This is a genomic window from Streptomyces sp. NPDC004561 (assembly GCF_053602155.1).
Genome location: NZ_JBSGDB010000190.1, coordinates 1 through 15,844, shown reverse-complemented (window position 1 = coordinate 15,844; position 15,844 = coordinate 1). Strand labels below are relative to the sequence as shown.

Annotated in this window: 15 protein-coding genes and 1 pseudogene; 6 read left to right on the top strand and 10 right to left on the bottom strand. The window is 70.9% G+C overall.

Translation table 11 applies throughout. The annotated features are described in order from the left end of the window. Nucleotides 1–357: 357 nt before the first annotated feature. Nucleotides 358–987, top strand: a complete 630-nt coding sequence (locus ACWEN3_RS23930) for an NADH oxidase (protein ID WP_452974507.1) — start codon at nt 358–360, stop codon at nt 985–987. Nucleotides 988–1,030: 43 nt separating this feature from the next. Here ACWEN3_RS23930 and ACWEN3_RS23925 read toward each other — a convergent pair whose 3' ends face one another. The 8 genes and pseudogenes from ACWEN3_RS23925 to ACWEN3_RS23890 form a co-directional block, all read right to left on the bottom strand. Further along, nucleotides 1,031–1,639, bottom strand: coding sequence for a response regulator transcription factor (locus tag ACWEN3_RS23925; RefSeq protein WP_452974504.1), 609 nt, complete (start codon nt 1,637–1,639; stop codon nt 1,031–1,033). Between the two features lie 103 nt (nt 1,640–1,742). Next, nucleotides 1,743–2,882, bottom strand: a complete 1,140-nt coding sequence (locus ACWEN3_RS23920; RefSeq protein WP_452974502.1) for a sensor histidine kinase — start codon at nt 2,880–2,882, stop codon at nt 1,743–1,745. Between the two features lie 220 nt (nt 2,883–3,102). Further along, nucleotides 3,103–3,435, bottom strand: a pseudogene (locus ACWEN3_RS23915) (YcaO-like family protein); the annotation flags it as partial. Nucleotides 3,436–3,793: 358 nt separating this feature from the next. Continuing rightward, entirely contained in the window at nt 3,794–4,822 is a 1,029-nt protein-coding gene (gene rfbB, locus ACWEN3_RS23910) for a dTDP-glucose 4,6-dehydratase (RefSeq protein WP_452974500.1), read from the bottom strand. 33 nt (nt 4,823–4,855) lie between these two features. Further along, on the bottom strand, nt 4,856–5,752 hold the full coding sequence (rfbA, locus tag ACWEN3_RS23905; RefSeq protein WP_452974498.1) for a glucose-1-phosphate thymidylyltransferase RfbA: 897 nt from the start codon (nt 5,750–5,752) through the stop codon (nt 4,856–4,858). Between the two features lies 1 nt (nt 5,753). Continuing rightward, nucleotides 5,754–6,359 (bottom strand): dTDP-4-dehydrorhamnose 3,5-epimerase family protein, encoded by a 606-nt coding sequence (locus ACWEN3_RS23900; RefSeq protein WP_452974496.1) that lies wholly within the window; start codon nt 6,357–6,359, stop codon nt 5,754–5,756. Beyond that, nucleotides 6,359–7,459 (bottom strand): DegT/DnrJ/EryC1/StrS family aminotransferase, encoded by a 1,101-nt coding sequence (locus tag ACWEN3_RS23895; RefSeq protein WP_452974493.1) that lies wholly within the window; start codon nt 7,457–7,459, stop codon nt 6,359–6,361. Before ACWEN3_RS23895 ends, ACWEN3_RS23900 begins: the two co-directional genes overlap by 1 nt. Nucleotides 7,460–7,506: 47 nt before the next feature. After that, the gene (locus tag ACWEN3_RS23890) at nt 7,507–8,499 is read right to left on the bottom strand and encodes an NAD-dependent epimerase/dehydratase family protein (RefSeq protein ID WP_452974491.1); all 993 of its coding nucleotides are present in this window, start codon (nt 8,497–8,499) and stop codon (nt 7,507–7,509) included. Nucleotides 8,500–8,816: 317 nt separating this feature from the next. Here ACWEN3_RS23890 and ACWEN3_RS23885 point away from each other — a divergent pair, with 317 nt between their 5' ends. The 3 genes from ACWEN3_RS23885 to ACWEN3_RS23875 all read left to right on the top strand — a co-directional run bounded on the left by ACWEN3_RS23885 (nt 8,817) and on the right by ACWEN3_RS23875 (nt 12,272). Then, nucleotides 8,817–10,304 carry an MFS transporter gene (locus ACWEN3_RS23885; RefSeq protein ID WP_452974488.1) on the top strand — a complete coding sequence of 496 codons (1,488 nt, stop codon included), beginning with the start codon at nt 8,817–8,819 and terminating at the stop codon, nt 10,302–10,304. A 120-nt stretch (nt 10,305–10,424) separates the two neighbouring features. Continuing rightward, nucleotides 10,425–11,606, top strand: a complete 1,182-nt coding sequence (locus ACWEN3_RS23880) for a glycosyltransferase (protein WP_452974485.1) — start codon at nt 10,425–10,427, stop codon at nt 11,604–11,606. Nucleotides 11,607–11,852: 246 nt separating this feature from the next. Then, nucleotides 11,853–12,272 (top strand): ester cyclase, encoded by a 420-nt coding sequence (locus ACWEN3_RS23875; protein WP_452974482.1) that lies wholly within the window; start codon nt 11,853–11,855, stop codon nt 12,270–12,272. Nucleotides 12,273–12,321: 49 nt separating this feature from the next. Here the strand turns inward: ACWEN3_RS23875 and ACWEN3_RS23870 are convergent, their stop codons facing one another. Further along, nucleotides 12,322–12,768 (bottom strand): anthrone oxygenase family protein, encoded by a 447-nt coding sequence (locus ACWEN3_RS23870; RefSeq protein ID WP_452974479.1) that lies wholly within the window; start codon nt 12,766–12,768, stop codon nt 12,322–12,324. 90 nt (nt 12,769–12,858) lie between these two features. Here ACWEN3_RS23870 and ACWEN3_RS23865 point away from each other — a divergent pair, with 90 nt between their 5' ends. Then, nucleotides 12,859–13,437 carry a TetR/AcrR family transcriptional regulator gene (locus ACWEN3_RS23865; protein WP_452974476.1) on the top strand — a complete coding sequence of 193 codons (579 nt, stop codon included), beginning with the start codon at nt 12,859–12,861 and terminating at the stop codon, nt 13,435–13,437. Between the two features lie 164 nt (nt 13,438–13,601). Here ACWEN3_RS23865 and ACWEN3_RS23860 read toward each other — a convergent pair whose 3' ends face one another. Continuing rightward, nucleotides 13,602–15,008 (bottom strand): NDP-hexose 2,3-dehydratase family protein, encoded by a 1,407-nt coding sequence (locus ACWEN3_RS23860; RefSeq protein ID WP_452974473.1) that lies wholly within the window; start codon nt 15,006–15,008, stop codon nt 13,602–13,604. A 144-nt stretch (nt 15,009–15,152) separates the two neighbouring features. Here ACWEN3_RS23860 and ACWEN3_RS23855 point away from each other — a divergent pair, with 144 nt between their 5' ends. Next, nucleotides 15,153–15,776: a dTDP-4-dehydrorhamnose 3,5-epimerase family protein gene (locus ACWEN3_RS23855; RefSeq protein WP_452974470.1), complete on the top strand. Its 624-nt coding sequence runs from the start codon at nt 15,153–15,155 to the stop codon at nt 15,774–15,776. Nucleotides 15,777–15,844: the final 68 nt, after the last annotated feature.

The window sequence follows — 15,844 nt, the reverse complement described above, 5'->3', positions numbered from 1 at the left end:
TGATGTGATCACGCTAGCGCGGGCCACTGACAACGCAGCGAACTCCGCCGCTTCGCGGCTCCGGCACGAGGATGAGCCAACCCCGCCCTAAAGGATGGGGCTTGCGCTCAAGACATCCGGTCACACCGGGCGGGAGGGCGAGGCGGCCGGAGCCGGCGTCTCGAGAAGGACTGGGTCGCGGGAGCCGGAGCACATCTCGGGCGGGTGCGGTGATGACCCGTGATTTCCTCATGTTTTCGGTGTGATCCGTTCGCTGCCGGGACCGCCGTACGCGGTTCCATACTCAAGGACGCGAGCGGGCCGGTGGGCGGGGCCGCACCTCCGCCGGTCCCGCCGCTTCCGAGGAGGTGGTTGACCGTGACTCCCCACGCGGAAGACGCCGCCCTGCGCATCCACCACCTGTGGTCCCTGCGCGAGGACACGGTGGTCGGCTGGGACGAGGAAGGGCGGACGCTGGTGCTCAGCGGTCCGCAGGGCACGGAGCGGGTCGAGGACCCCGGTCCCGCGGTGGCCGAGGCGCTGCGCCGGATGGAGCTCGGTCCCGTGCTGCTCGCCAACCTGCCGCCGTCGGAGGGCCGGACGGTCCCCGGGCACGAGACCTTCACGGTGGTCCTGTCGGTGCTCCGCGGAATCTCCCACGTGGTGATCAGGACGCTGTCCCTGGACGATCTCAGGGGGCCGGTGCTCTCCGTGGTGCCGGTGGGCCGCAGCGCCCGCTTCGCCACCGTCCGGCTGCCGGCGTGGCGCAGGGTGCGGCTGCGGCCCACCGCGACGATCACCGTGCGAGGGGACACCTTCCTGGTGCAGTGCCACACCCTGGGGCACCGGGTGGAGATCCACCGCCCGGAGGCGATGTGGGTGGTGTCGCTGCTGGCCTGGCCCATGACGCCGGAGGCGATGGTCGACGTGCTTCCGCTGCCCTCCGAGTTGACCCTGGAGATCCTCGGCTATCTGGCGGGGGCCGGGCTGACGGTGGCCGCGGCCTGACCGTGCCGCCGCGGGGCGTGCGGCCAGGAGGCGGCGGGGCCGGTCACAGCAGCCAGCCCGAGTCGCGGGCGATGCGGATCGCGTCGACCCGGTTACGCGCGTTGAGCTTGGTCACGGTGGTGGTGAGGTAGTTGCGTACCGTGCCCACGGAGAGCCGGAGGTGTGCGGCGATTTCCTGCGGTTCCGTGCCCTGCGCGGCCAGTTGCAGCACCTCGGTCTCGCGGATGGTCAGCGGGCTCTCCGCGCCGCCCCAGGCGGCCAGGGCCAGTTGGGGGTCGACCACCCGCTGGCCGGCGGCGACGCGGCGCACGGCCTGGGCGAGGTCGCCGGGCGGGGCGTCCTTGAGCAGGAAGCCCGAGACGTGCGCGGACATCGCCCGGCGCAGGGTGCCGGGGCGGCCCAGGCTGGTGAGGATCAGGACCCGGCACTCGGGGAGACGCTCGTGCAGGAGCCCGGCCGCGCTGAGGCCGTCGAGGCCGGGCAGGTCGATGTCGATGATGGCCACGTCCGGCCGGTGTTCGCGCGCCGCGCTCAGGATCTCGTCGCCGCGTTCGAGCTCGGAGACCACCTTCAGGTCCTCCTCCAGATCGAGCAGAGCCACCAGTGCGCCGCGGACCATGTGCATGTCCTCGGCCAGCAGGATCCGTATCATCGTCGCTTTTCCCCGTTCCCCCGCCGACTGCATTCGCCGGATGCCGCCCAAGCGCATCCGCCGTCGTTTTTCCCTCAATACGCCAAGATCGAGCCAAGGTTGCTCACGCGATATTGTCGGCCCGGCCGTACGTGTCCTTGTCGGCCGTGCTCTGACCCGGACACGGCTCGCCGGACTCCGCCGCCTGGAGCGGTGCCTCGGCGGTGATCCGGAAGACGTCCGCGCCGGAACCGTCGAGCAGGCGCCGCACGATCAGCCGTCCTCCGATGTCCTCCAGCCGCCGCTGGAGGTTGCCCAGGCCGCTGCCGCTGTGCGGCGAGGGGACATGGTGACCGGTCACCAGACCGTCGTTGACGATCGTGAGGCGGACCAGACCGTCCTCGACCCGCGCGGTGATCCGGCAGTACGAGGCCTTGGAGTGCCGCAGCAGGTTCGTGACGCCCTCCCGCAGCACCGTGGCCAGCACGGTGGACGTCGCCGGTCCCAGCCGCCCGATGGCGTCATGGGTCTCGACCGTGACCGAGACCCTGGCGGCGGCCAGCACCGACTCGGCGGAGGGGAGTTCGGAGTCGAGGTACATCTCCCGGTAACCGCGGGCGACCCGGCGCACGTCGGCCAGCGCCTGGCGGGAGATGACGAGTACCTCGTCGACCTCCTCGCGGGCCCTGAGGGGGTTGGCCGGGATGAGGCGGTGGATCAGCTCGTTCTTGAGGGTGATCGCGGAGAGGCTGTACCCGAGCAGGTCGTGCAGGTCCCTGGAGAACCTCAACTGCTCGTTGCTGACGGCGAGTCGGGCGAGGTCGGTGCGGGCCCGGTGCAACTGGTCGACCAGGCCGGTCAGCCGGCTCAGGCCGTACACCACGAGACCGGTGAGCGCGGTGGTCTGGCACATGTACAGCATGTCGACGACCGCCAGGTCGTGCAGGAAGCCGGGGACGAGCAGGCTGAGCGTCGTCAGTCCGTACAGCGTCCAGCCCGCCCTGGGCGGCAGGAGCAGCAGCACGGACCCGGCGAAGAAGCCCGCCATCGCGCCCCAGGACACGCCGAACCAGATCAGCGGCAGGTACGAGAGGACACCCTGCGCGGTCAGGGTGAGCAGCTTGGTGCGCGGCCGTGCCGCAAAGGCGCCGGGTGCCGAGTGCACGAGTTGCAGCAGGAACACCAGCACCAGGCAGGCGACGGCGAGGGCCAGATTGTAGGGGCCGAGCGGCTGGGACAGGATGTTGAGGAAGGTGATGCCCAAATAACATGCGAGCGCGGCTAACAGAATACCGCGGGCGGTTTTTGTGAACGTCTGGCCGGAATGTGCTGCACGTCCGTTCGGATCCCCGTTCATCACTCGTCCGAGCCCCCGTCTCTCAATTCCGGTTCAGATGAAACCGGCGTCATTCTAGGCAGAGTACGGTCAACGGCTGGCGCATTTTGTCTACTCGGTTCTCGTCCAACTGTCCTGAAACATTCGGTCAGATGAAGAGTGGGATCGGGTTCAGCTGCTCGTACGGTGTAGGGCTGGAGAGGCGTGCGAGCGTGACCGGTACGTCGAGCCTGCCCGGCGCGTACCGGGCCCAGAAGTGCCTGAGCTCCGGCACCATCACCTTGACCACCGGCATTCCGATGTCCGGCCGGGTCCGGTCCAGGACGAGCGGCTCCAGGCCCCTGTCACGGACGAGTTCGGTGCCGGCCCGGACGTCGTCGGGCAGACCGGTGCGCACCACGTAGGTCCGGTGGCCCGGAGTACGCGGCCGGGTGGCCGGATCGGGCGCCAGATACGGCTGGTTGGCGAGCGTCGCCCCGCGCCGGAGCCGGCGAGCCCCGCCGCCGCCCGGGCGCCGTCCAGGCCGGCCAGGTACCAGACGCCTCGGCGGCCGGGTCGGTGTCCGTCGCGGCCGGGGCGAGTACCTCGGCGAGGGCGCCGTGCAAAGCGGTAACGCCCCGGCGAGAGACCAGGTAGGTCGCCTCGCCGGGGACGTTCGCGGGACGTAGGTGGTGCCCACGAGAGCTGAGCCGTCCTGTAGGGCGGCCGGTCCGGAACTCCAGGGATGCGGCGATCCGGAAGTCATATCCAGCGCACCGGAGGCGTCGGCGGACGCGGCCCGGGCGCGGAACGCTTAGGTGTAGGTGAACCGGAGAAGGTCCTGACGGACGCGTGGGTTCTCACCCAAGTGGAGGCTCCACCATCAGCCGCTCCCTGAGCGGTTCCCACCAGTTCCGGTTCTCCCGGTACCAGCGCACGGTTTCGGCCAGGCCCTCCTCGAAGCTCCTGCGGGGCGCGTAGCCCAGCTCCTCGCGGATCTTCGTGCAGTCGACGGAGTAGCGGCGGTCGTGTCCCTTGCGGTCCTCGACGTGTTCGACGCTGCCCTCCCAGGTGGCGCCGCATGCCGCGAGCAGCGCGCCGGTCAGCTCCTCGTTGGAGAGTTCGGTGCCGCCCCCGATGTTGTAGATCTCGCCCGCGCGGCCCCGGGTGCGGACCAGTTCGATGCCCTGCACGTGGTCGTCGATGTGCAGCCAGTCGCGGACGTTTCCGCCGTCGCCGTACAGCGGGACCTTCCTGCCGTCGAGGAGGTTGGTCACGAACAGCGGGATGACCTTCTCGGGGAACTGGTGGTGGCCGTAATTGTTGGAACAGCGGGTCACCCGGACGTCGAGGCCGTGGGTGCGGTGGTAGGACAGCGCGATCAGGTCGCTGGAGGCCTTCGCCGAGGAGTACGGCGAGTTGGGCTGCACCGGGTGGCTCTCGGGCCAGGAGCCCTCGTCGATCGAGCCGTACACCTCGTCGGTGGAGATGTGCACGAAGACCTCGACGCCGGCCCGGTGCGCCGCGTCGACGAGCGTGTGCGTGCCGACCACGTTCGTGCGCACGAACTCGGCGCCGCCGTCGATCGACCGGTCGACGTGCGACTCGGCGGCGAAGTGCACCACCTGGTCGTGCTCGGCCATCAGCTTCCCGACCAGCTCGGGGGAGCAGATGTCCCCCTCCACGAAGGAGAACCGCGGGTGCGCCCGTACCGCGTCGAGGTTGGCGGGATTGCCCGCGTACGTCAGCTTGTCCAAGACGGTGACCGAGACGTCGCCGGGGCCCTCGGGGCCGAGCAGCGTACGGACGTAGTGGGAGCCGATGAAGCCGGCGCCGCCGGTCACCAGGATGCGGGTCGTGGCCGGTGCGGCCGGTCGGGTCGGGTGCATGGAGCGGACTCCTCGGTCGGCAGGTGGCTCTGGTCAGGCGGCGCGGACGGCCGGCTGCGGGATGCGGCGGGACGCCACCTCGGTGACGTAGGCGCCGTAGTCCGTGCCCCGCATCGCCTCGCCGAGGCGCAGGCACTGCTCGGGGGTGATGAAGCCGCAGTTGAGCGCCAGTTCCTCGACGCAGGCGATGAACTCGCCCTGCCGCTGCTCGATCAGCTGGACGTACTGCGCGGCCTGCAGCAGCGAGTCGTGGGTGCCCATGTCCAGCCAGGCGAAGCCGCGGCCGAGCGGGGTGAGCTGGGCCCGGCCCTGCGCCAGGTAGGCCAGGTTGACGTCGGTGATCTCCAGCTCGCCCCGCGCCGAGGGGGAGAGGTTCTTGGCGATCCCGACCACGTCGTTGTCGTAGAGATACAGCCCGGTCACCGCGAGGTTGGAGCGCGGGTGGCGCGGCTTCTCCTCCAGCGACAGCAGCCGGCCCTGCTCGTCGATCTCCCCGATCCCGTAGCGCTGCGGGTCGCGCACCTGGTAACCGAACAGTGCCGCGCCGTCCAGCCGGCGCACCGCGTCCTCGAGGAGCTCCGAGAAACGTGGCCCGTGGAAGATGTTGTCGCCGAGCACCAGCGCGACCTGGTCGCCGTCGATGAAGTCGGCGCCGATGAGCAGCGCTTCGGCGATGCCGCGCGGCTGGTCCTGCTCGGCGTACTCGATGTTCAGGCCGAGCTGGGAGCCGTCGCCGAGGAGGGTGCGGAAGCTGTCCGAGTGGTCCTTGGACGAGATCAGCAGGATGTCCCGGATGCCCGCCAGCATCAGCACGGAGAGCGGGTAGTAGATCATCGGCTTGTCGTAGACCGGCAGGATCTGCTTGGACAGCGCACCGGTCAGCGGGCGCAGGCGGGTGCCGCTGCCGCCGGCGAGGATGATGCCCTTCATCTCAGATCACCTTCCACTGCCGTTCGAGCCGGATGCTCTCCTCGTAGCGCGGCAGCAGGCCCTGCTCCGCGGCCTCGGCCAGCGTGGGCGCCACGGTGTCCCGCTCGGAGTAGACCGGCGTGACGTCCTCGGGGATCGGCAGTCCGAGCGCCGGGTCGGTGACCGAGATCGCCAGCTCGTGCTCGGGCACATAGCTGGCGGTGACCATGTACGACATCACCGTGTCGTCCTCCAGCGCGATGAACGCATGGCCCAGACCGACCGGGAAGTACGTGGCCCGGAAGTCGTTCTGGTCCATCAGCACCACGTCCCACTTCCCGAAGGTGGGCGAGCCGACCCTGATGTCCACCACGACGTCCAGGGCCGAACCCTTGGGGCAGTAGACGTACTTGGCGCAGCCGGGCGGGGTCAGCGTGTAGTGCACGCCGCGCACCACACCGCGCTTGGAGCGGCTGTGGTTGGTCTGGGTGACCGGGAAGCGGGTGTTCCCGGTGGCCTCGGCCCAGGCCGGTCCCTGGAACGGGGAGAGGAACAGCCCGCGCTGGTCGGGGAAGACGTCGGGGGTGAACTCCAGTGCTCCGGCGACGGCCAGTTCGCGCACCTTCATCACAGCACCTCCTTCAGGGCGGTGATGACCTTGTCCTGCAGGCCGGACGGCAGCGACGGGTACATCGGCAGCGAGAAGATCTCACCCGCCAGCTTCTCCGTCACCGGCAACGAGCCCTTCTCGTACCCGAGATGGGCGAATCCGGTCATGGTGTGCACCGGCCACGGGTAGCTGATGTTGAGGTTGATGTCGTAGGCCTTGAGAGCCTCGATGATCCGGTCGCGCTCGGGGTGGCGGACCACGTAGACGTAATAGACGTGCGTGTTGCCCTCGTTGACCTTCGGCAGGACCAACCCGGTGTCACCCAGGGCCTCCTGGTAGCGGCGGGCGACCTCCTGACGGCCGGCCACGTAGGCGTCGAGCCGGGTCAGCTTGCGGCGCAGGATCTCGGCCTGCACCTCGTCCAGGCGGCTGTTGTGGGCCGGCGTCTGGACCGTGTAGTAGACCTTCTCCATGCCGTAGTAGCGCAGCTTGCGCAGCTCGGCCTCCACGTCGGGGCGCGAAGTGGTCACGGCTCCGCCGTCGCCGTACGCGCCGAGCACCTTCGTCGGGTAGAAGGAGAAGGCGGCGGCGTCGCCGGTGGTGCCCGCGAGCCTGCCCCGCTGGGTGGCGCCGTGCGCCTGCGCGCAGTCCTCCAGGAGCGCCAGGCCGTACCGGTCGGCCAGGGCCTTCAGCGGGTCCAGGTCCACGCACTGGCCGTAGAGGTGGACCGGCAGCAGGGCCTTGGTGCGCTCCGTGATCGCGGCCTCGACCTGGCCGACGTCCATCAGGAAGTCGTCCTCGTTGACGTCGACGAAAACGGGCGTGGCACCGGCGCCGTCGATCGCGACGACCGTGGGCGCCGCGGTGTTGGACACCGTGATCACCTCGTCGCCCGGACCGACCCCGAGGGCCTGGAGGGCGAGCTTGAGCGCGTTGGTCCCGTTGTCGACACTGACGCAGTGCTCCACGCCGTGGTACGCGGCGAACTCCTCCTCGAAGCCCTTGACGCTGTCGCCGAGCACCAGCGTGCCGGAGGAGAAGACCTTGTCGACGGCGTCGAGGACGTCCTCGCGCTCGCTGTGGTACTCGGGCAGGTAGTCCCATACGTAGGTGGTCATGCGCGTTCCTTCTCCTGTCGTCGTTCTGGTCCTGCGGGCGCGGGAGTTCAGCGGTGGTCGTGCGGTACGGCGTGACTCAGGGCGGCCACCGTGCGTTCCAGGCCCTCGTCGAGAGAGACCAGCGGACGCCAGCCGGTCACCGAGCGGAACGGGGTGGAGTCGACGGTCACGCTCAGGAAGTCGGTCTCCGGGGCGTGCGCCGGCGGCTTCACCGAGACGACCGGGACGGCGGGGGCACCGGTACGGGCCGCCGCCTGCCGGGCCACCGAGCGGAAGACGTCGCCGAGCGCGTCGCCGCGTCCGGTGCCCAGGAGCCAGGCGCGGCCGGCCAGCTCGGCGGGATGGTCCAGGGCGGCGGCGAACGCGGCGGCGACGTCGGCGATGTGGACCAGGTCGCGGCGGACGGTGCCGTCGTGCCACAGGGTGATCTCCTCGCCGGCCAGCGCCCGGCGGGCCATCGCGGCGACCACCCCGCGGTCCGCGGTACCCGGCACGGTGCCCTCGCCGTACACCGTGGGCAGCCTGAGGCTGACTCCGCGGACCAGGCCGGCCTCGCTCGCCGCGAGCAGCAGCCGTTCCGCGGTCAGCTTCTGCTCGTCGTACACCGTGGCCGGCCGGTCCGGTTCGCTGCCGTCGAGCGGCTCCCGCGGCGGGGCGCCGACCTGTCCGGTGGTTCCCGCGTAGACCACCAGCGGTGGCCGGTCGGGGTTCGCGGCCACGTCCAGCAGGTCGCGCATCACCCCGACGTTGACCCGCTCGCCGCCCGGTTCGGCCGAGGCCCGCCAACCGCCCTCGCACAGCAGCACGTGGATCACGACGTCCGCGTCCTTGACGGAGGCGACCAGGGCGTCCCGGTCGGTGAGGTCGGCGGTGACCACCTCGACCTCCGCGCGGGCGCCGTCCGGCACGGCGGCCGGGCGCCGGGCCACCGCGCGCAGGCGCAGCTCGCGGCCGGCCAGCGCGGCGAGCACGGCCGAGCCCACGAAGCCGGTGGCGCCGAGCACGGCCACCAGGGGCCGGTCGGTCGGTTCCGTTGTCATGCGGGTGCCTCCCAGGACGGGCGGATGGATGCGGTGCGGCCCGGACGCGAGGGCGCCTGTGGCGGTGCGGGCCCCCCGGGGGCCTGCCCGGGTTCCGCTGGCCCGATGCTGCTGCCGTCCGATCGGGCGCGGACGGAGAAGCGCTGGAGGCGGCCACGGCCCGGGCGACGCGGACCGCGGCTCGACCGGTGCTTGAGACCGACTTCCTAGCCTCGGCGCGATGTCTTGCGCCGTCCGCATCGGACCGGCGCTTCGCCACCGACCGCGCGACGGAAACCGTCGCCCCTCCATGGTGAAGTCGGGAAGGAAATCCCTGAATGAGTACTGACAAAGCCGCCGCCGGCGGCGATGCGGCCGGGGCGGGGAAGTTGCCGGTCACCACCATGCTGATCACGGGCCTGACCGCCTTCATGGCAGGGCTCGACAACCTGGTGGTCGTGACCGCGCTGCCCACCATCAGGGAGAAGCTCGGAGGCAGCCTGCAGGACCTGGAATGGACGGTGAACGCCTACACGCTGTCGTTCGCCGTGCTGATGATGTTCGGTGCCGCCCTCGGCGACCGGTTCGGGCGCCGCAGGGTGTTCACCGCCGGTCTGCTGCTGTTCACGTCGGCATCGGCCGGAGCGGCCCTGGCATCGGGCAGCGGCGAGCTGATCGCCGCCCGCGCGGTCCAGGGCGCCGGTGCCGCCATCGTCATGCCGCTCTCCCTCACCCTGCTCACCCACGCGGTGCCCGCCGCGAAACGCGGCGCCGCCCTCGGCATCTACGGTGCGCTCAACGGACTGGCCATCGCCGGTGGCCCGCTGGTCGGCGGCGTCGTGGTGGAACACATGTCCTGGCAGTGGATCTTCTGGATCAACGTGCCGGTGGGCCTGCTGCTCGCCCCGGCCGCCTGGCGCGGTCTGGCCGAGAGCCGTGGAGCGGACAACCGCCTGGACGTGCCGGGCACACTCCTGGTCAGCCTCGGCATCCTCGGCCTCGTCTACGGCCTGATCCGGGCGGGCGGCCACGGCGGCTGGGGCGCCCCGCAGGTCGTGGGCCCGCTGGTGGCCGGCGCCGTGGTGGTCGCCGTGTTCGTCCTGTGGGAGCGGCGCAGCAGCGCGCCCATGCTGCCCATGGGCATGTTCCGCAACCGGGCCTTCAGCGCCGTCAACGCCGGCGGTCTGCTGATGTCCGTCGGCATGTACGGCGTGGTCTTCCTCATCACGCAGTTCATGCAGACCATCCAGCACCTGTCGCCGATGGAGGCAGGCGTGCGGATGCTGGCGTGGACGGCGATGCCGCTCCTGGTGGCGCCCGTCGCGGGCATCATGTCGGACCGGATCGGCGGACGGCCCGTGGTGGTCTTCGGACTCGCGCTGATGGCCGCCGGGTTCGCCTACTGGGCGCTGGTGATGAGCCCGGACGTGTCCTACGTCGAGCAACTGCCCGGCTTCCTCCTGGGCGGCGTGGGCGTCGCCTGCTTCTTCGCCCCGCTCCTCAACCTGACGATGAGCTCCGTCGCCGTCTCCGAGCAGGGCATCGCCTCCGGCGCGACCTCGGCCACCCAGGAACTGGGCGCGGCGCTAGGAGTGGCCCTGCTCGCCAGCGTCTTCAGCCACAACGGCGGCTACGCCTCGGCCCAGAACTTCGTCGACGGCTTCGTGCCCGCCCTGTGGGCCGGCGCGGCGGCCATGGCGCTCGGCGCGGTCGTGATGCTCTTCGCCAACCGGCCCGCCGGCGTGGAGGAGCAGCACGGTGGCGAACCGGACAAGGCCGAACCGGCCCGGGACACGGTCGAACCGGCCCCGGCGGCCACCCGCTGACAACCCGCAGGCCGACCCGCGGCCCCACGCGACGCCGTCGCGTGGGCCGTCACCACGTCACCCACCATCCGTCATCACGTCATCCGTCATCACGCCACCGGCAGAAAGGCCGTGCGAGACATGAGGGTTCTCTTCGCAAGCCTCGGAAACTACGGACACATATTCCCCATGGTGCCGCTCGCCCAGGCGGCACAGGAGGCCGGGCACGAGGTCTGGTTCGCCACCAGTGAGCCGTTCCACCCGATCCTCGAGAAGGCGGGACTGCGGCCGGTCACCGCGGGGCTCACCGTCCCCGAAGCGTTCATCGAGGCGGCCGGCGGCCAGGCCTTCCTGGAGGCCAACGGCGGTGCCGTACAGGCCAGTGACGTGCCGCCCGAGGTACTGGCGGGCCTGGCCGTGAAGGCGTTCGGCTCGGTGCTGCCGCGCAGCGTGGCCGCGGACCTCGCAACTGTCCTCGACTCCGTCCGGCCCGACCTGGTCGTGTACGAGATCCTCAACCCGGGCGCGGCCTTCGCGGCCGTGGCGACGGGCGTGCCCGCCGTGTGCCACGGCATCGGCCGGGTCTCCTACGACGACACCATGGACCCGCTGGTCCAGCAGGAGCTGTACGCCACGGCGAGCGACCTGGGGGTGGCCGACAAGATCGGCCAGAGCCGTACCCTGGGCAACCCGTACATCGACATCTGCCCTCCCGCCATGCAGAACCAGGACTTCCTGACCTCGGGTGTCCAGCGGATCCCGCAGCGGTCCGTCCCCTTCGCCGAACCGGGCGAACTGCCCGCGCGCGTCACCCAGGGCGAGGGCCCGCTGGTCTATCTCAGCCTCGGCACCGTGCTCGGCTCCGCGGAGCTGCTGCGCACCGCGATCGACGGCCTGCTGCCGCTGGGGGTGCGGGTCCTCGTCTCGACCCCCGTGGTGGATCCGGCCGCGCTGGGCGAGCTGCCGGACCGGGTCGTCGCGCTTCCCTGGGTGCCGCAGGCCGAGGCGCTGCGCTACGCCACCGCCGTCGTCCACCACGGCGGCGCGGGCACCACGCTGGCCTGCCTGGCCGCGGGGCTGCCCGCGCTGATCCTGCCGCAGCCGGGGGACGACGGCCCCGACAACGCGGCCGCGGTGCGTGAGACCGGGGCGGGCCGGCTGCTGCATGCCCCGGATGTGTCCGCCGAGGCGGTGGAGGCCGAGATGCGCACCCTGTTGGGCGACGGCGCCCACCGGGAGGCCGCCCGTGGTGTCGCCCGCGAGATGGCGGCGATGCCCGAGCCGGCCGAGACGGTCGCCAGGTTCCCCGAGTTCGTCCGCTGACCGGCCCCGGTACGCACCGCGCCCCGGGCTCGCCTTCGAGCGCGGGGCGCGGTGCGTGCGGGACGTCGGGCCATGGCGCGGACCCGGCGCAGGGCGCGGGCAGCACGAAGTGCTCGCCCGGCGCCATCCGGGACCACGTGAGTCCCGCTCGAGCCGTCGGCGAGGAGCCTGCTCCAGGGCGGCTCGACCGCAGGTGGCGATGCTCTGACCGATCGTTCTTTTCCGACCCAGCCGAGAGAGGCCACCATGTCGAAGAACCACCACGCCCTGATCCAGCACTTCGTGGACATGATCAACAACCATGACGTCAGCACCATGCCGGAGCACACGGCGCCCGGCCACATCGACCACAACCCGGTGGTGGCCGACGGCATCGAGGCCAACCAGGCCTTCTGGGTCGGGGTGTTCGCCGCCTTCCCCGACATGAAGGTCGTGATGCACGACCTCGTCGTGGAGGGGGACAAGGTGGCCGGCCGCTTCGAGTACACCGCGACCCACCAGGGCACGTTCCTCGGCATACCGGCGACCGGGCGCACGGTGAGCTTCCAGTCCATCGACATCTGGAGGGTGGAGGACGGCCTGCTCGCCGAGCACTGGGACCAGCTGGACATGGGCGACATCTTCCGGCAGCTGGGAGTCGACCCGGCGGCCGTCGCGCAGTCCTAGCCGTGCGGGTCATCGAGGGGCGTAGTTTGCCGGGATCGCAGTTGCGGGCTCAGGCGAGGGCGGCGACGAGCAGGGTGAAGGCGGCGATGATGACGGCGACGCGGACGTAGTGGAAGCGGTCCCAGCGGTTCATCTGCTCCTTCCAGTCCTCGGGCCGGTTCTCGGGGGTCCACGTCCTGCCCCGGTTGTTGATCGGGACGAGCAGCAGGATCGACATGATCACGCTGAGGATCAGCAGCGCGCCGGCGGTGACGACGATGCCGGCGCCGTGGTGGTGCCATCCGGCGATGGCCCAGACCGCGACGAGGACGAGCGAGCCGATGTACCAGACCGGCATCAGGGCGCCGAGCATCCGGCCCCCGTGGGCGCGGCCGAGTTGGCCACTGTCCTCGGGGAGGGCGTTGAGGATCGGGTTGATGACGAAGGCGACGGAGAACTCCACCCCCACCATCAGGCCGACGATCACGGTGGTGAAGACCTCGAGTGCGTGGAGCATGATGATCCCCCTGGCATCTAGTGTCGCTAGCTGATGAGGCAACGCTAGTGCTGCTGCCGCTCGATTGTCTAGTGGTGCTAGGATCGAATCATGTCGGTACAGGAACGCAAGGAGCGCGAACGGGCGGTCCGCGAGAGCCTCATCGTGGCGACGGCCCGCGAACTCGCCGAGCAGCAGGGCTGGGACGCGGTCACCACCCGCCGGCTCGCCGAGCGCATCGAATACAGCCAGCCCGTCCTCTACAGCCACTTCCGCGGCAAGCGCGAGATCATCGGCGCCGTCGCCCTCGAGGGCGCCGCCGAGATGGCCGCGGCGCTGCGGGCCGCGGCCTCCGCCGCGGACGGCCCCCGCGCCCGGGTCACCGCCCTGGCCCGCACCTACCTCGACTTCGCCGAACGCAACCCGGCGGTCTACGACGCCATGTTCCAGCTCGACGGCGGCCTGGCGTTCGCGAACGAGGACACCCCGGAGCCGCTGAAGGACGCCTTCGCCGCCCTGCTGGAGAACCTCGGCGAGGTCGCCGGGGACGGCGTCCACCCGGGGCTGTTCACCGAGGTGTTCTGGGCGGCCCTGCACGGGCTGGCCACCCTGACCCGGGCAGGACGGCTGCCGCCGGGGGACGCCGAGCGCAGGGTGGAACTGCTGGTGGACCGGCTCGCCATGGCCTGACACACCGTTTACGGGGCGGGTGCCCGTCTGGGGTACGGGGCCCGAGGACCCCGGCTGCGTGCCCGCCGGGACGACCCGATACGCGCCCCAGGCGAAGGGCGCGGGACGACGACGCCGACATGGTCGGGCGGACCGGCGGATGGCCGGCGCGCCCGGCCGTTCGGCTACAGTGCGAGCTCTCCCCGCACCGCCCCGGTCGCGCGCAGGGCGGTGATCAGGGTACGCGCCTCGATGTTCACGTAGTTGCTGTGCAGCAGCAGGCCGCCGAGTTGTTCCTCGGTCACCCAGATGAACTCCTCCGGCACGTCGAGCGGGAAGTCGTCGTCGACCTCCACCAGCAGGTAGCGGTTGTCGGCATGGTGGAAGCGGCCGCCCTCCTCGGACTGCACCGAGTCGAACAGGACCCGGTCCCGCGGCGCGCCGAGGACCTGGTCCAGATAGTGCGGCCGGGCCTCGGCCGGCCGCGACTGCGCATGGCCCGGCTGGCACTGCACCGTCGGCGCGAGCTCCGCCACGTTCAGCACCCCGCCCTCCGACCTGGCGTGCGCCAGCAGATGGGGCACGCCCGCGACACGGCGCACCAGGAACGCGGCCAGCCCCTGCTCGGCAGGTGCGAGCAGCGGCTGGGACCAGTGGGTCACCTCACGGTTGGTGGCTCGGATGTCCGCGGCGAGCAGCGTGAAGTGATGTCCGGACTCGTGGGCGATCTCGTCGTCGGTACGCCGCCAGTGGGAGACCTCCGCCAACGGTATGGACCGCTGGACCAGTTCGCGTCGTGACTTCACCTCGGTGAGCCGGTTGAGGACCTCCTGCAGCGAGTGCACGGAGGGCCCGCCGCCGACGAACGAGGGAATCTGCGACAGCACCGTACGGGCGTCCATGTTCAGCACGTTGTCCTCGTGCAGCAGCCCGTACAGCTGCCCGAGGGTCAGCCACACGAAGTCCTCGTGCCCGGGTACCTCGCCGACCGCCTCCACGACCACGTTCCGGTTGCGCTTGCGCAGGAACCAGGCCCCCTGCTCCGACTGCAGCGAGTCGAACAGCACCCGGCTGTTCCGGCGCGGCGGCACGAAGTGCTCGAGGTAGCGGACCGCCGAACCTCCGTGCACCCCGGTGTAGTTGCTGCGGGTGGCCTGGACGGTCGGTGACAGCTGCACCGTCTCGAGATTGCCCGGCTCCATCTTGGCCTGCATCAGGCAGTGCAGGACCCCGTCGAACTCCTTGACCACGATGCCCAGGATGCCGATCTCGGGCTGGTTGATGATCGGCTGCGTCCAGCTGCTCTCCCGCCCGTTCCAGGACGTGCGCACGTGCAGCCCCTCGACCGAGAAGAACCGTCCGCTCTGGTGCACGAGGTTGCCGGTGCCGTCCTGGAAGTGCCATCCGGCGAGCTCGGAGAACGGGATGCGCCGTACGTCGTAGCGCTTGGCGCGGCGCTGGGCGGTGAACCAGCGGCGGAACTCGGCGTTGGGCGTGATGGCGCTGTCGTGTGTCTGCGCGGACAGGGTGAAGCGCAGGGCGAGGTCCGCGGTCGTCGTGGAGGGCATCGCTGAGGTCGCGGAAATCGTCATGGACGGGCTCCTTCGCGCGGGGTCGGGACCACGACCCTCCTGCACCCCGATCGCCTACGGCTGGAGAGAGCCTGGAGACATCGACGCGGACGGCGCCCGCAGCGCTCCAGCCGGTCTTGAGCTGCGCCGCCTACCGTCGTCGGCATGGACTTGCGCAGCCTGGAGATCAGCGAACTCGCCCTCCCGGACGTGTTCCTGGTCGCGCCCCGGGCCGTCGAGGACGACGTCGTGGTCCGCTACGAGGCGTTCCGCCAGGACTACCTCGAGGAAGCGATCGGACGGCCCTTCGCGATCCGCTACAGCGATCTGTCGGTCGCCCGGCGCCGGGTGCTGCGCGGCATCCACGGCACCACCGGCCCGGACAGCCGTGCCAGGCTGTTCGGCTGTGTGCGGGGTGCCGCCGTCCATGTCGTGGTGGACCTGCGCGTCGGGTCCCCGGACTACGGCCGGTACGAGACGGTCTGGCTCGACCACCGCAACGCGTCCGCGGTGTTCGTCCCGGAGGGCCTCGGCCACGCCTGGCTCGCTCTCGAGGACGACACGGTCGTCGCCTGCCACAGTTCCCGGCCGTACACGGAGGGCGCCGCCTACACGGTCAGCGCACTCGACCCGGCTCTCGCCCTGCCATGGGGGCTCACCAAGGCGCCGGTGATGACCGACGACGACCTGGCCGCGCCCACCGCGGAGGAGGCGCTCGCCAAAGGGCTCCTGCCGGCCTACGAGGACTGCCTCGCGCTGTACCGCCGTTCCGTACGCGCCACCGACTGAAATCACCGAGGTCCGGCTCCCCCCTGCCGGACCGGAGGCGCCGCGTGCCGTGAGGGACACGCGGCGCC

Excerpts from the sequence above, each read along its gene's own strand:
- ACWEN3_RS23925 (WP_452974504.1), bottom strand. The coding sequence starts at position 1,639 with ATGATACGGATCCTGCTGGCCGAGGACATGCACATGGTCCGCGGCGCA.
- rfbB (WP_452974500.1), bottom strand. The coding sequence starts at position 4,822 with ATGCACCCGACCCGACCGGCCGCACCGGCCACGACCCGCATCCTGGTG.
- rfbA (WP_452974498.1), bottom strand. The coding sequence starts at position 5,752 with ATGAAGGGCATCATCCTCGCCGGCGGCAGCGGCACCCGCCTGCGCCCG.
- ACWEN3_RS23900 (WP_452974496.1), bottom strand. The coding sequence starts at position 6,359 with ATGAAGGTGCGCGAACTGGCCGTCGCCGGAGCACTGGAGTTCACCCCC.
- ACWEN3_RS23895 (WP_452974493.1), bottom strand. The coding sequence starts at position 7,459 with ATGACCACCTACGTATGGGACTACCTGCCCGAGTACCACAGCGAGCGC.
- ACWEN3_RS23890 (WP_452974491.1), bottom strand. The coding sequence starts at position 8,499 with ATGACAACGGAACCGACCGACCGGCCCCTGGTGGCCGTGCTCGGCGCC.
- ACWEN3_RS23885 (WP_452974488.1), top strand. The coding sequence starts at position 8,817 with ATGAGTACTGACAAAGCCGCCGCCGGCGGCGATGCGGCCGGGGCGGGG.
- ACWEN3_RS23880 (WP_452974485.1), top strand. The coding sequence starts at position 10,425 with ATGAGGGTTCTCTTCGCAAGCCTCGGAAACTACGGACACATATTCCCC.
- ACWEN3_RS23875 (WP_452974482.1), top strand. The coding sequence starts at position 11,853 with ATGTCGAAGAACCACCACGCCCTGATCCAGCACTTCGTGGACATGATC.
- ACWEN3_RS23870 (WP_452974479.1), bottom strand. The coding sequence starts at position 12,768 with ATGCTCCACGCACTCGAGGTCTTCACCACCGTGATCGTCGGCCTGATG.
- ACWEN3_RS23865 (WP_452974476.1), top strand. The coding sequence starts at position 12,859 with ATGTCGGTACAGGAACGCAAGGAGCGCGAACGGGCGGTCCGCGAGAGC.
- ACWEN3_RS23860 (WP_452974473.1), bottom strand. The coding sequence starts at position 15,008 with ATGACGATTTCCGCGACCTCAGCGATGCCCTCCACGACGACCGCGGAC.
- ACWEN3_RS23855 (WP_452974470.1), top strand. The coding sequence starts at position 15,153 with ATGGACTTGCGCAGCCTGGAGATCAGCGAACTCGCCCTCCCGGACGTG.